Source organism: Bradyrhizobium sp. CCBAU 11357 (assembly GCF_028128865.1).
Taxonomy (GTDB): domain Bacteria; phylum Pseudomonadota; class Alphaproteobacteria; order Rhizobiales; family Xanthobacteraceae; genus Bradyrhizobium.
Genome location: NZ_LBJW01000100.1, coordinates 65,877 through 78,841 on the forward strand (window position 1 = coordinate 65,877; position 12,965 = coordinate 78,841).

At 61.7% G+C, this 12,965-nt stretch carries 14 protein-coding genes; 9 read left to right on the forward strand and 5 right to left on the reverse strand.

Translation table 11 applies throughout. The annotated features are described in order from the left end of the window. Positions 1–120: 120 nt before the first annotated feature. Positions 121–1,017: a LysR family transcriptional regulator gene (locus XI05_RS18195; RefSeq protein WP_271504115.1), complete on the reverse strand. Its 897-nt coding sequence runs from the start codon at positions 1,015–1,017 to the stop codon at positions 121–123. A 220-nt stretch (positions 1,018–1,237) separates the two neighbouring features. Here XI05_RS18195 and XI05_RS18200 point away from each other — a divergent pair, with 220 nt between their 5' ends. From XI05_RS18200 to XI05_RS18235, 8 genes are all read left to right on the forward strand, one after another. Beyond that, positions 1,238–1,378: a hypothetical protein gene (locus XI05_RS18200; protein ID WP_271504117.1), complete on the forward strand. Its 141-nt coding sequence runs from the start codon at positions 1,238–1,240 to the stop codon at positions 1,376–1,378. A 243-nt stretch (positions 1,379–1,621) separates the two neighbouring features. Then, positions 1,622–1,933 carry a hypothetical protein gene (locus tag XI05_RS18205; RefSeq protein ID WP_271504119.1) on the forward strand — a complete coding sequence of 104 codons (312 nt, stop codon included), beginning with the start codon at positions 1,622–1,624 and terminating at the stop codon, positions 1,931–1,933. After that, positions 1,924–2,682 carry a sulfite exporter TauE/SafE family protein gene (locus XI05_RS18210; protein ID WP_271504121.1) on the forward strand — a complete coding sequence of 253 codons (759 nt, stop codon included), beginning with the start codon at positions 1,924–1,926 and terminating at the stop codon, positions 2,680–2,682. Before XI05_RS18205 ends, XI05_RS18210 begins: the two co-directional genes overlap by 10 nt. 765 nt (positions 2,683–3,447) lie before the next feature. Continuing rightward, a complete protein-coding gene (locus XI05_RS18215) occupies positions 3,448–3,804 on the forward strand; it encodes a helix-turn-helix domain-containing protein (RefSeq protein ID WP_271504123.1) in 357 nt (118 codons plus the stop codon). A gap of 687 nt (positions 3,805–4,491) precedes the next feature. Further along, positions 4,492–6,657, forward strand: coding sequence for an FUSC family protein (locus XI05_RS18220; protein WP_271504127.1), 2,166 nt, complete (start codon positions 4,492–4,494; stop codon positions 6,655–6,657). Continuing rightward, positions 6,654–6,863 carry a DUF1656 domain-containing protein gene (locus XI05_RS18225; protein ID WP_271504129.1) on the forward strand — a complete coding sequence of 70 codons (210 nt, stop codon included), beginning with the start codon at positions 6,654–6,656 and terminating at the stop codon, positions 6,861–6,863. The genes XI05_RS18220 and XI05_RS18225 overlap by 4 nt, the downstream gene beginning before the upstream one ends. After that, positions 6,860–7,303 carry a DUF983 domain-containing protein gene (locus XI05_RS18230; protein ID WP_271504131.1) on the forward strand — a complete coding sequence of 148 codons (444 nt, stop codon included), beginning with the start codon at positions 6,860–6,862 and terminating at the stop codon, positions 7,301–7,303. The genes XI05_RS18225 and XI05_RS18230 overlap by 4 nt, the downstream gene beginning before the upstream one ends. Next, positions 7,300–8,268: an efflux RND transporter periplasmic adaptor subunit gene (locus XI05_RS18235; protein ID WP_271504132.1), complete on the forward strand. Its 969-nt coding sequence runs from the start codon at positions 7,300–7,302 to the stop codon at positions 8,266–8,268. Before XI05_RS18230 ends, XI05_RS18235 begins: the two co-directional genes overlap by 4 nt. Positions 8,269–8,500: 232 nt before the next feature. Here XI05_RS18235 and XI05_RS18240 read toward each other — a convergent pair whose 3' ends face one another. The 3 genes from XI05_RS18240 to XI05_RS18250 all read right to left on the reverse strand — a co-directional run bounded on the left by XI05_RS18240 (position 8,501) and on the right by XI05_RS18250 (position 10,493). Further along, positions 8,501–8,890, reverse strand: a complete 390-nt coding sequence (locus XI05_RS18240) for a cupin domain-containing protein (RefSeq protein ID WP_271504134.1) — start codon at positions 8,888–8,890, stop codon at positions 8,501–8,503. A gap of 64 nt (positions 8,891–8,954) precedes the next feature. Further along, positions 8,955–9,707: an SDR family oxidoreductase gene (locus XI05_RS18245; protein ID WP_271504136.1), complete on the reverse strand. Its 753-nt coding sequence runs from the start codon at positions 9,705–9,707 to the stop codon at positions 8,955–8,957. A 207-nt stretch (positions 9,708–9,914) separates the two neighbouring features. Further along, on the reverse strand, positions 9,915–10,493 hold the full coding sequence (locus tag XI05_RS18250) for a hypothetical protein (protein ID WP_271504138.1): 579 nt from the start codon (positions 10,491–10,493) through the stop codon (positions 9,915–9,917). Positions 10,494–10,950: 457 nt separating this feature from the next. Here XI05_RS18250 and XI05_RS18255 point away from each other — a divergent pair, with 457 nt between their 5' ends. Next, the gene (locus tag XI05_RS18255) at positions 10,951–11,805 is read left to right on the forward strand and encodes a catalase (RefSeq protein WP_271504140.1); all 855 of its coding nucleotides are present in this window, start codon (positions 10,951–10,953) and stop codon (positions 11,803–11,805) included. 2 nt (positions 11,806–11,807) lie between these two features. On the opposite strand, the gene XI05_RS18260 is transcribed toward XI05_RS18255, so the two are convergent. Then, complete coding sequence (locus XI05_RS18260) at positions 11,808–12,749, reverse strand: helix-turn-helix domain-containing protein (protein ID WP_271504142.1); 942 nt, start codon at positions 12,747–12,749, stop codon at positions 11,808–11,810. Positions 12,750–12,965 lie beyond the last annotated feature (216 nt).

The following is a 12,965-nucleotide window of genomic DNA, read 5'->3' on the forward strand; positions in this document are numbered from 1 at the left end:
CCGTTTCCGGCAGGTCGTGACTGGGAGGTGGGGCGAAAGGCCCGGGTCAACAGGCGGGGAAACCGGGAGTCATCCTTCCGGATTTTGGAAGCTCGACAGCGGAGTTCACACTGTCGGGATCTACTCGGCGAAAATTCGCTTCAGCCGCGGTGCTGCAAAGTCCAGGAACACTCTCACCTTGATCGGCAGAAACCGGTTGGCCGTGTAGACGAGATTGACCGGCATTGACGGTGGCTGGAATTCATCCAGCACGGTTCTCAATGCTCCTGCTTCGGGAGCAGCTTCGAGTTGGTAAGCGAAGGCGATGCAAATTCCCACGCCAGCGCGGGCTGCCGTACAAGCTGCTTCCGCGCTGCCCACAATGAGCCGCGTATGCACCGGCGCTGCGATGGTCGCCTTGCCTTTGACGAATGTCCAGACGTCGGGGGGCGAGAAGCCGGGATAGCTGATGCAATCATGTCCGGCCAAATCTTCAGGCGTGCGCGGCGTTCCGCGAGCCGCCAGATAGGCGGGACTGGCGCACACCACCCGGCGCGTCCTGCCGAGCCGCAGCGCGACCAGGCTCGAATCCGGCAACTCGCCGATGCGCACCGCGACATCGATTTGCTCCTGGGCCAGGCTCAGCTTCTGATCGGTGGGGATCATCCTCACCTTGATGTCCGGATAGGTCTTGAGGAAGTCCGCGATGATCGGCATCAGAATGATGCGCCCAAGGCCCAGCGGAGTGGTCACGGCCAGCTCGCCCGTCGGCGTGGTATACTCACCGGAGGCGGTACGCTCCGCTTCGATCACATCGGTGAGGATGCGCTTGCAAGCCGCAACGTAGGAAGTGCCCGCATCCGTTAGCACCAACTGCCGGCTCGATCGGTTGAAGAGCTTCGTCCGCAGGTGTGCCTCGAGCTCGGATACGTTGCGACTGACTGTTGTGAGCGGCGTTTTCAATCGCCGCGCGGCCGCGGACAAGCTGCCCTGCTCGACCACGGTCAGAAAGGTCGACATCGCTTCCAGGCGATCCATCGGATCCCTTCCACAATCTGGGAGGATACCTCCCGATTTTGCCATATCGCCCCGGACTGCGGAAGACGGCATCGCCTGGTATGATCCGGTTAGCCATTCGAGCGAGCCTTCCGCTGCCTGGAAGGACCCTTTCCATCTATGGCCCTTTCTGAGGCGGGCTTTCCAATCGATGTTTTGGATGATGACGCGAGAAGCGCCGTTCTCAACACAGGAGAGTTCAATGACAAGGCATCTCGAATCTTATCGGTACGAAATCCAGTACAGCGACGACGCCGACTTCGTCGCGTATCAGCGCAAGTCGAGCGACGGCGTCTGGCAGACGGTTTCGACGTGGATGATTCCGGCATCCGCGGATTGCTGAGTGCTGGCTGGCCATTGCATAGCCGACCGGGTCTTCCGTATCGGCCGGCTTCGACAATCCGACCTGAACGAAGCTTCGACATATTGTACTCGGTGCAATTTTTTAATTGCACCGAGATAGGCATCGGATCATTCTGCCCGAGGATCTGTATCGAGAACCAGCGGCACTACCATTTCGGCGGCGACCATGGATGTTCGCCCCTCGGAGCATTGAAATCCAAACTCGGAGCATTGGAGACCCAAAATGCCTGCGATAGTCTCGACGATCATCCTTCCTGCTGCCATCAAGGGGTCCGGGATCGCATCTCGGCTGCTTGCCGGCGCTTGCGAGAGACTCGCGGGCTATCTCGGCCGGCAGACCGCCATTGCCTGCCTTCACGATCTCGACGACCGCGCACTGCGGGACATCGGCAGCCGCCGTTTTCAGATCGAGGCGGCAATTGACGGTCTCATCACATTCTCTGGTCAACCGGATCAAGAGATGATGACCCCCGCCGTCACGATCTCACGCGAGCGCCGGCGCGCGCCAACCTTGGAGTCGGCGCCGTGGAGCTGACCGTCGCCACGATCCTGGTCGCCTTTGCCGGCGTCTTCCTGATCTGCTTCATGAAGGGCGCGTTTGGCGGCGGATTCTCAATCGTGGGCATTCCGCTATTGTCGCTCGTGATGGATCCGGTCACCGCCGGCGGCCTTCTCGCGCCATTGTTCATCGCGATGGACTTGTTCGCCCTTCGCTACTGGAAGCCGTCGACCTGGTCGAAGCCAGATCTTCTGGTGCTGTTACCGGGTCTCGTGGCTGGCATTGGATTTGGATATCTGCTGTTCCGCTTCCTTGATCACCGCGCCATCGCGATCGCGATGGCCGCGACCACGTTGATCTTCGTGGCACTGTGGCTTGCCGCAGGCGCGGAGGTGATAACTCGTCCGCGTTCGACGCAGAAGGCAATCACGGCTGGCCTCGCCTCGGGGGTAACGACCATGGTAGCGCATTCGGGCGGACCGCCGCTTGCGATGTATCTGTTGCCCCTCGGCCTCAGCAAGGAGATCTACGCAGGCACGACCAGCCTGTTCTTCACCGTCGGCAACGCGACCAAGGCCGTGCCATGGCTCCTGCTGGTCAAGCCGACCGGAAACGTCTGGACATTGATGGCGATCTGCCTGCTCGCCGTTCCCGCCGGCGTGTGGGCCGGTTGGCGGCTTCACGGAAGCCTGGACCAACGTCAGATCTATCGGGTCTGCTACGGATTGCTGGTCGTGACGGCGCTGAAACTACTGTGGGACGGGGTCTCCGGCTACCTCGTGTGAGCCGATTGTTGGCGATGTGTGAGACTCGCAAACACTAACGGCCTCTAACAACCGATACCGAGCAAATTGCGCCGCCTATACCAAGTTAGTTTCGCAACAATGATGGATGCGCCCCCGGAGCAAGCATGGAGATGCAATCAGAACTGCCGATCGCCGCAGGCCACTATGAGCCATGGCCACACTGCGGCGCTGGTGCAACCGATTGTCCCGGGAAGCTGCTACTATCTTCAGCCGGTCGGGGCTGGTCTGGCTTGTCGGCCGAATTGTGCACAGCTAGAAGAGGCTTGGTCCCATGGAGGACCCCACGATCCGATGTCAGGATTTGCGTCGCTCTCCGTAGCAGCGGTGAATCGACTGTAACGCGCCGGGCGCCTGGCATCGAAAGCCGGATAGTCGCGAGGCGTGGTGCGGTTTGGTTCTCTCCTCCTGGTTTGCAGGATGGTTCGGTTGATTTTGCTCAAGATACGCCGGAATTCCTGCATCTCCATCTTCCACTGAGCTATTTCTCGTCGGCCCATCTGAATACGGATATCCATCAATCCGTAGTCGGCGCGCTAAGCTACGAGAGCGCTTTCGAAGATCCGCTACTAGCCGAGATCGGCTTTGCGGTCGCATCGGAGCTAAAGACGGAAACCTGCACCGGCAATCTGCTTGTCGATGCCCTCGCGGCCAGCCTGGCCGCGAGGCTGGTTCAGAGATACGCCAGCGCATCATCCGCGCGATCCTTTTACAAACCACGGGCTCGATCGGCGCAGGCTCTCCCGTGTGCTGGACTACATTGAAGCAAACCTCGAGGGAGATCTCAGCATTGATCGCATGGCATCGATTGCGTGCCTCAGTCGATTTCATTTCGCACGAGCCTTCAGGCAAGCCGTTGGTCAAGCGCCGCATCGCTACGTCAGTGGGAGGCGTCTTGAGCGGGCAAAAACGCTTTTGACACGCGGTGATCTCCCGCTGGTCGACATCGCGCTCTCGCTGGGCTTCTCAGGCCAAGCCAACTTTACGCGGGCCTTCAAGCAGGCGACGGGTCAGGCGCCAGGTCAATATCGTCAGACGGCTGGATCACGACTATCCAAATCCTCTCCGACGGATGTCAGGCGGTCGCTTTCGGTTTTTGCCTGAATCTGCATGTCGTTTGTGAGCCTGCGGGCAGCAACAAATGACAAGACGAGAGCACGCGATGCAAAGCCCGCGAGCCGTCATACGACTATCTTCGCCATGGTAGGTCACTGAGAGACCGCCTGCCATGCCGATACGTCAGTACTTTGTGTGGGTGGGAAGCGTCCTGCTCCTGTCGCTGTTTGCAGCCGATTGGTTGCTTCCAGCGCCCCGTGCTCATTCGCATTCCGCAATCGCTCCGAGCGAACGGGCCAATTTGCGCATCCGCTCGGATCACAAATGGCCGGAACGGGTGGTGTTCGACACTGCGCGCGCGCCAGTGACGCACGCTGCTGCGTCCGGGCCCGCGCCGAACGTCGTTCGCGAAGACGAACCTCTGACCGCGCGGCGCAGCCCACTCGATGCGTTCGCGGCGGTGGAAGAGGCTCCGGCCGCCGCTCCGACAGCAAGAAATGAAAATGCATCGGCAATCCCAGCAAAGCCGCGGCAGTCCAGAACCCGTATGACGAGCGCAGTCAAAACCCATTGATCGGGGACCGACATGAAAGACGTTCTGTGCCTCGCCGTGCTCGCTGGCAAAATCCTGTGCCTCATGGTGTTCGTAACGGTTCTGAAACCGGACGTCATCGGCGTCGCCCAGACGTCGCCGACTCCCGTCGACTGCAGGATGGAACGTTCAGGACTGCAGCAATGCGTTTCGAACGCATTTGCAACAGCTTCGCTGGCCGACGCGAAGTCATGTATCGCACACAGAAACGTCGCTCACTGCTGAAGCAACCGTCCGCCGACGCCACGATCGCCATGACCCAGACCGCCTCATTCCGGGATCGACACGCCGCCCTCATCTTCGCGCTGCGGACCTTTGCGGCGGCGATACTGGCGTTCTCGATCGCGCTGCTGCTGGACATGCCGCGTCCCTATTGGGCCATGGCGTCGGTCTACATCACCTCGAACCTGTTCACGGGCGCGACCAACTCCAAGGCCGTCTACCGCATTCTGGGCACACTGATTGGCGGGGCAGGAACGATCGCGCTGGTCCCGAACCTCGTCAATGCGCCGGAATTGCTCAGCCTCTGCATCGCGCTGTGGGTTGGCATCTGCCTGTATCTTTCGCTGATCGACGGCACGCCGCGCAGCTACGTCTTCATGCTGGCCGGCTACACCGTGGCGCTGCTCGGATTTCCCATCGTCTCGACGCCCCAGTCGGCCTTCGACATCGTGGTTTCCCGCGTGCAGGAGATCACGCTCGGGATCGTCTGCGCGAGCGTCGTCGCGATGCTCGTGATGCCGCGCAGCGTCGCCTCCGCAGTCACCGCACAAACCGATGCATGGCTTGCCGGCGCGCGCCGGCTCGCTGCGGACGTCCTGACGGGCCGTCGCAGCGATCAGGAGCGTGACGGCGAGCGCATGCGCCTTGCCGCTGCGGCCTCCGAAATCGACCAGCTTGGGCGGCATCTCGGCTATGAGGCGACCGCTTCTGCAAATACCGGGCGAGCGCTGCAGCGCCTCCGGCAGCACATGCTATCGCTGCTTCCGCTGCTCGGATCGATCGAAGACCGCAAGCTGCCTCTCGACTGGCATGAGGAGGCGGCCGCACGCGTTGCCTGCTTGTGCACGAGGACAGCGGCATGGCTCGACGCGGGCGGGCGCGATGGACAGGAAGCCAGCGCGCTGCGCGCAGCGCTCGATGAAATACGACCGGTGCTGGACGTAGATGCCGACTGGGCCGACATTGCGATCTCTGGTCTCGTTGTCCGGCTTCGCAACCTTGTCGATGTCACGCAGGATTGCCAGCTCCTGCGCGACGCCATCTCAGAGGGGCGCAATCCCGAATCTCTTCCTCTCGTCTTCTCTCATGGCGCCGCGGCTGTTGCCGTCCCGCATCGCGACCACTGGTCTGCGCTCCTGGCGGCCGGGTCCGTAGCCCTCGCGGTGCTCTGCTGCAGTTGCTTCTCCATTGCGACCGGCTGGTCGGACGGGGTTGCCGCTCCACTCTTCGCCGCGGTCGTCGGCAGCTTTCTGGCCGGCGTCGACGATCCGCTTCCGGCGTTCCGCAATTTCTACGGCGTGTTCCTCGTCGTTATCGCCGTGCATGGCATCTACCTGTTTGGCGTGTTGCCGCGGATTACGACTCTCGAGGTGCTCATCGTCGCATTGATGCCGACTTTCCTTTTATTCGGCTGGATGGCTGCACGGCCCGCGACCGCACGACTCGGCGCCATACTTGCGATCTATCTCTCGGTGCAACTGGCGCTGACCGAGACCTATTCGGCCGACTTTACCTCCTATGCCAACTCCAGCATCGCGCTGATGCTGGGCGTGGCGATGACCGGCTTGACCTGCGGTATCGTTCGCCTGGTCGGGGCTGACTGGATCGCTAACCGATTGCTCCGAAGCAACTGGACCACGCTTGCATCGGTCGCCGAGCGTACGTCGGATCAGGATCCCTTTGCGCTTGCCGGTCTCATGCAGCATCGCCTCGCCCTGCTTGCTGCGCGTATCACCGTCGTTCCTGCCGACGCCAGGAGCGGCGCCGCCAATCTCCGCCAGCTGCGGACGGCGCTCAACATTGTCGGCGTGAGGCGCGCAAGCCCGGGCCTCTCACGCTGCACAAGAGCGGCAATCGAAGCCTTTTTCGCTCGTCTTGCCCCGATTTGCAGGACCCATACGGCGGGGCCGCTTCCAGATGGCCTGGTCGGACAGCTCGATAGCAGCATCGCATTGACGTTGCAGGAACCGTCGGGCGAAGCCCGCGATCACGTGCTGATCGGTCTTACCGGCGTTCGTTCCGGGCTCTTTCCGGAGTCGCCGGCTTATCAACCACAGCAAATCGAACCTGGGACGATCGCCGCATGAATTACCAACTTGACCTTCTCGGCGTGCTCGTTCCGACGCTCCTGCTGTGGAGCGTGGTGGCCTACGTGCTTGCGCGCCTCGTCAGCAAGCTGATTGCTCGTATCGGCCTCTATCGATGGATCTGGCATCCCGCACTCTTCGATTTCGCGCTTTTCATCTGCCTGGTCACCGGCCTCGTCTTAGGCTCCACGGAGTTATTCTCATGACAGCCCCCGTTTCGTTCCAGAAAGCCTTATGGCGCGGGTTCACGATGAAGTGCCCGAACTGCGGTCAAGGCCGTCTGTTCGGCCGCTTTCTCAAGGTGGTCGGCAACTGCGAGGTTTGCGGCGAAGATTACACGCCGCAACGCGCCGACGACCTTCCGGCCTATCTTGTGATCGCGATCGTCGGCCACCTCGTCGTCCCTGCCCTTCTTGCCGTCGAGATGGCCTATTCACCTCCGGCCTGGCTTCAATTGCTGATCTGGCTCCCTGCCACCGGATTTTCGGCGCTCTTTCTGCTGCAGCCCGTGAAAGGGACAATTGTTGGCCTGCAATGGCAGACCGGCATGCACGGCTTCGAGGCCGCCAGACGCCGCCGGGATCGAGAAGCCCCCGATGGCGTCACGCCCGTTCCTCACCTCGCCTCCAAGGAGTTGGTGTCATGAAAGCCGTCGTGAATTCGCTGCGTCCTTTCGCGTTGACCGGTCTCATCGTGCTGGTCGCGCTTTGGTCCGGTTACAAGCTGTGGGATTACTACTTTGATGCGCCCTGGACCCGTGACGGACACGTACGGGCCGACGTGGTGCCCGTGGCTCCCGATGTTTCCGGCTTTGTGAGCGAGGTTCTGGTTCGGGACAATCAGCAAGTCCAAAAGGGCGACGTGCTCTTCCGGATCGACCGGGCGCGCTATGATATCGCGCTCAAGCAGGCAGAGGCGGTACAGGAAGGCAAGCGCGCCACGCTCGACAATGCCAATGCCGATCTGAAGCGGTACAGTGCGCTGACGCCCGGCGTCGTGGTTTCCACGCAGCGGATGGACCAGGTCGTCGCCATCCAAGGCTCGGCCCAGGCGGCCTATGACCAGGCCGTCGCGGACGTTGCACTTGCGAAGCTCAACATCGAACGCAGCGAGGTGCGAGCCTCGGTCAGCGGCATTGTCACCAACAATGAGCTGCGGCCGGGCGCCTACCTCACCCCCGGAAAGGGCGTGATGGCGCTGCTCGACACCGGCACGCTGCATGTCCAGGGCTACTTCGAGGAAACCAAGCTGCAGCGCATCCACGTCGGCGATCCCGTCAACGTGCGCCTGATGGGAAGCAGCCGTGCTTTGCCTGGAAAAGTGGAGAGCGTTGCAGCCGGTATCGAAGATCGCGACCGCAGCAACGGTTCGACCCTGCTTGCCAACGTAGATCCGACCTTCAACTGGGTGCGGCTGGCGCAACGTGTCCCGGTCCGGATCGCGCTAGAAGGCACCGAGCGAAATGAACTCGTTGCGGGAGCTACTGCGACCGTCGAAGTCCTCGGCCCCGGATCACGCAATTATGCGACCGCAGTCAAAACTGAACGCAGGACAGCACAGCCCTGCCACATGGTGCAAACTGCGATCGTGGTCGCCCCCTCATGCGGCTGAAAGCTGAACAGATAAAGGCTCTATCAAGATGTTGGTTGCGTTTCTGGCAATGCTGAGTACCGGTATTTTCGCGGCCCATATTTTCGAAGCGCTGCACGCGAGGCTGATGTCGGTACGCATTCGCGAACGTAGCATGGCCGATCGTAGGCGATGGCCGGATGCCGCTTCCGCTTCGCGAATGCCGCGTCAATCAGGGCCTTTGCCGTAGCCAGTTTAGTGCATTTGGCTACGATCATTGTGCTGGTACCAGCGCCGGGGCGCCCTTGTCCTTGATCAGGAGCACCAGGAATTTCGCCGGCTGGGTAGCGCTTGCGTTCCGGTCGACGACATGAACGTCAGAAGGGCCTTCATAGAAGGATTGTCCCGGCGTCAGCGTCACCTCTTGTCCGCCCTTCAGCTGCATCACGACAGAGCCCTCCAGCACGTAAACAAACGCATGGGCATTGTGCCGATGCATTGCGCTCGAGCCGCCGGGCGCGTGCTCGACCGTGATCATCAGAGCTTCCCTGCCGGGGCTCTCCGCAAGATCTTTGGACATCAGTGGCGTGACCTTGGGCTCCTGAGCCAGCGCGGTGCCAGCCGTGAGGCACACAAGAGCCAACACAGCGCGTTTGATCGTCATGGTCGCCTCCTTAGCTCGTCGGCCGAAATCCGCTCTTGAGAGACCGGCGTAGCTCCCGTGGAGATCAGGCCGCTGCCTTCGAGCGGCGGATCCATTCGTCCAAACCGATGCGGCCGAGGCGCGCTTCGCCGAGCGGCACGAGCGAGTGCTCGCTGACCCGGCCGCCCCAGTATCCCGCCTCGGGATCGCTCACGACCTCGCGCGGATCGCCAACCGCCTTGAGATAGCGGGCGATGATTTCGTCGAACGAGCCTCGCTCCGGTCCGGCGATCTCCACGATGCCGCCTCGCGGCGGCGCGAGTGCCACATCGGCGACGATGGTGGCAACGTCGTCCGATGCGATGGGCTGGAACAGGATGGGTGGGAGCCTGACTTTGTTGCCATCCGCGCTGGAGTCGGCGATGCCGCCGAGGAATTCCATGAACTGGGTCGCGCGGACGATGGTGTATGGGATGCCGGAGGTCTCGATCAGTTTCTCCTGGGCGAGCTTGGCGCGGAAATAGCCGTTGTCGGTCCGGTCGGTCGCGACGATCGACAGCGCGACATGATACCGGACGTTCGCTGCGGCCTCCGCCGCGAGAAGGTTGCGGCCGGAGGTCTCGAAGAATTCCAGCACCGCCTTGTCTTCGAATGAGGGCGAATTGGCGAGGTCGATCACCACCTGCGTGCCCGCCATGGCCTCCTTGAGCCCCTCGCCGGTGATGGTGTTGATACCGCTTCGGGGCGAGGCGGCCACGACCTCGTGCCCGCCCTGGCGCAGAATGGCGACGGTCTTCGAACCGATCAGGCCGGTACCGCCGATCACAACGATCTTCATGGAGATCCTCCGTTATCGTTAGACGTGCTCAGGTTCTAGCTCCAAGGGATCATGAGCATATCGCTCCGCGGACTTTCGAGCGCTGCTGGGCCGGGCAAGAAGCGAGAGAAATTCACCCGGCCGCATTCAACGATAACATACGCGAAGCTTTGCCGGCGGTCCGCAATCGGTCAACAAGGCTGATCGATCTGCACCCGCCCGAACGACTCATTTGCGCGTCGAGAGGGAGCGCGTGCCCCAAGCCGCCGGGGTTAGGTCTCTTTGGGGGCGCATGTCGGCGGCAGCCAATTCCGGGCGGTAGCGCCGGATCGCGCCAATGATCACGACCACGAAGGATACCAGCACGATGCCCTGGACGATGGCGAACGGCGGCTCGGCCGGCGGCACGCTTGGCGCCAGCGCATGCAATGCCGGCACCTTCAGGAATGACTGGATCACCAGTACGAAGACGTTGAGATAAAGCGAGAGGAGCGCGGTGAGCACGTAGATCCAGCGCCAAGAACCAGCGAGCCTCATGCCGTAAAGCGCAAAACAGGCCATTCCCAGCAGAACCAGCGAGAGGATGGCTATCATATGGGACGGCAATGGCTTCTCGAACAGCAGCGGCGGAATCAGAAGCCCCGAAGCGTTGGTCAGGATGGTGGATGCAAGGAAAATGGCAGTGAGGCTCGGAATCCGCTTCGAGCCGAGCATTCCGAACATCACGACGAGGCCCGCCACGATTGCAATCAGGCTGATGATCACATGGACCATCGTGAACGTCGCCAAGCTCATACCCAGTATCATGATGCGCCTCCGAATTCGATCCAAGCCATTGTCGTCTCCATCTGTTGGGTAGGATCATCGTTTAGCGGATCGAGCATATGCCTGCCCCAGAGCGATTGAGGCGGTTGTAGAGCGATTGCTGTTAAGATGTACGCCCTCGACATTTGCGGCCGCTGGCGAAGCGACCGGATGCGATCGAATCCCCGCACCAAGGCCGGGGGCCACCTACCGACGCAGCCGATGGGCGGCCCCAGAAGAAAGGCAGCAATCGCTCTACAGCCAAGGGCAATCGCTCTGGCGCAGCGGCACTTTCGGTCCGCTAGATCATATCCGTGCCCATTCCGACGTACGGATGAAAGATGATCCGAGAAGCATCATCGTACCCTGCGCCCTTCGCCACGAACGCGATAGCTGCCGGCCCGAGTTGGACTACACGCGCGCGGGCGCGGCTCCATCCCAGGTCTAGGTCGAGACTGCCGTGACCACGCGTTCACCAAAACGGCGGGCCGGTCTAACGAAGGGCCGATGCGTCCGCGGGACGTATATCCCCTCGGATCGGGCGGCGGAGATCACCAGATCGCTGAGCTTCACGAGACCATCGCGCGTGCTGGGACAATTCTCGGCGGACGATGGCTATCCCGGCACGGCGGATGCCGAGAACGGAGTGCTGCGACGCTTCGCTTTCAGGCTCGCAGACGCCGACGGGCCCTCCGACATTCTCACCCAGAGCGCCCCGATTCACGATGCCAGAACGCTCGAACGTATGCTGCCTTTCGAGCACGCCGGCGTGTCCAGATCGAACGGCAATCCGGACACGAAGATCAACGCGTTAACCTCCACTAATCGCGAAAAGCCGCGTCGGGCGCAATTTCGGGCCCAGCGAGGCAGCTTTGCCCGCACCACCTTCTGGGGCGTGCACGCCTTTCCTGCGACGAATGCCAGAGGCGACACTCGGTTCATCAAATTCAAGGTCGAGCCGGTCGGCGGGGAAATAACGCTGTCCTCGGATGAAGCCAGGAGAAAGTCCGCCAACGTCCGGAACGATGATCTCGAGGTGCGGATCGCGGCACGCGATGTCCGCTTCAGCGTGCTGGCGGTGCTCGATCGTCCGGGCGATCCGATCATGAACGTCGCCATCCGCTGGCCGGACGAGGACAAGCGCGAAGCGGTGCGGCTGGGCACGATCGTCATCACCGGTTTGGAGACGAACGAGGTGTGGAACGGGTTGGCCTTCGATCCGGCAAATCTCGCCGAAGGAATCGGGCAACCGCCGGACGAGGTATTTGCGGCCCGCTGCGCGGCCTACGCCGCCTCACGGACCCGGGGGCGCTGACCTCACGAAGCTTCCCATGCTTCCGCGTCCGTCGAACCGAGTTTTTCGCGGCGCCAGGTGCCGGGGCTCACACCGACAGCGGACGAAAACACCCGCGTGAAATGACTCTGGTTCGCGAAGCCTGCGGATATCGCGATCTCCGACAGCGGCAGCTCTCGAATGGCCATCAACTGCTTGGCTGCCTTGACGCGCTGCCGAAGCAGCCACTGGTGTGGCGGCAGGCCAGTGGAGGCACGGAACGCGCGGGAGAAATAGCTGACCGAGAGGTCGAACTCGGCAGCGATCTGTTGCAGCGAAACCGTTCCTGCGAGGTTGGCTTCGAGTTTTTCGCAAGCTCGCCGGAGCTGCCATGGGGCAAGGGCGCCTCGCGCCGGCTTGCTGACGTGCAGTCCGCCATATGCCTGAGCAACGTGGGCAGTGAGCGCAAGCATCATGTGATCGACGAAAAGCTGGTTCGCCTCGGATGGCCGGCGCAACGCCCGCATCAGTGATCCGCCGATATGACGCACGATCTCGTCGCGAAAGCCGGTCGCGAACTGACATTCGAGCTGGCCGACTCGGCGCGCGCCGGCCTGTTCCGCGACGCCGTCCAGCGCCGAGGCCGGAACATAGAAATGAAGGGAGTGGAACGGCTTTTCGATCACGAAGCGCGGATTGTACTTCATGTCGTATAAATATGTCGTGCCGGCCCGGATGTTGGGCTTGGCTACGCACTTGCCACGCTCCCAATATTCGCAGTCCGGGTAATCGCGAAGCTTCAGGCTAACGATATATGCACCCTCGCGTGTAAATTCGCCGCAGAGGCCATGAGTGGGATCGTCATCCCGCGTTTCGGTGACGGCGACATCGACACCACGCATGGACCGCGTGATCAGCGATGACGGTGTATAACGAAGGTGCAGAAGGTCCCTGTACTTCTGACTGTGGAAGTCGCTCTGCGCCATGGGCCGGTCCTGTTGGCAGTGCTGGGCGGCTGTTTGTCGTCATCCCCGCGTGGTGTCTTGGGATTATCGTATGGCAGAAAGCGGTCGTCCAGCTTTCGTCGGAGCGGCACGGCGTTCTCTGGCCACAAGAAGGGTCAGCGGTGCCGACCCTCTAATGTACCGCCTTGTGCGACAGCGACCGATGCAGCCTCTGCGGGACCGGAAGGTGACTTTTCG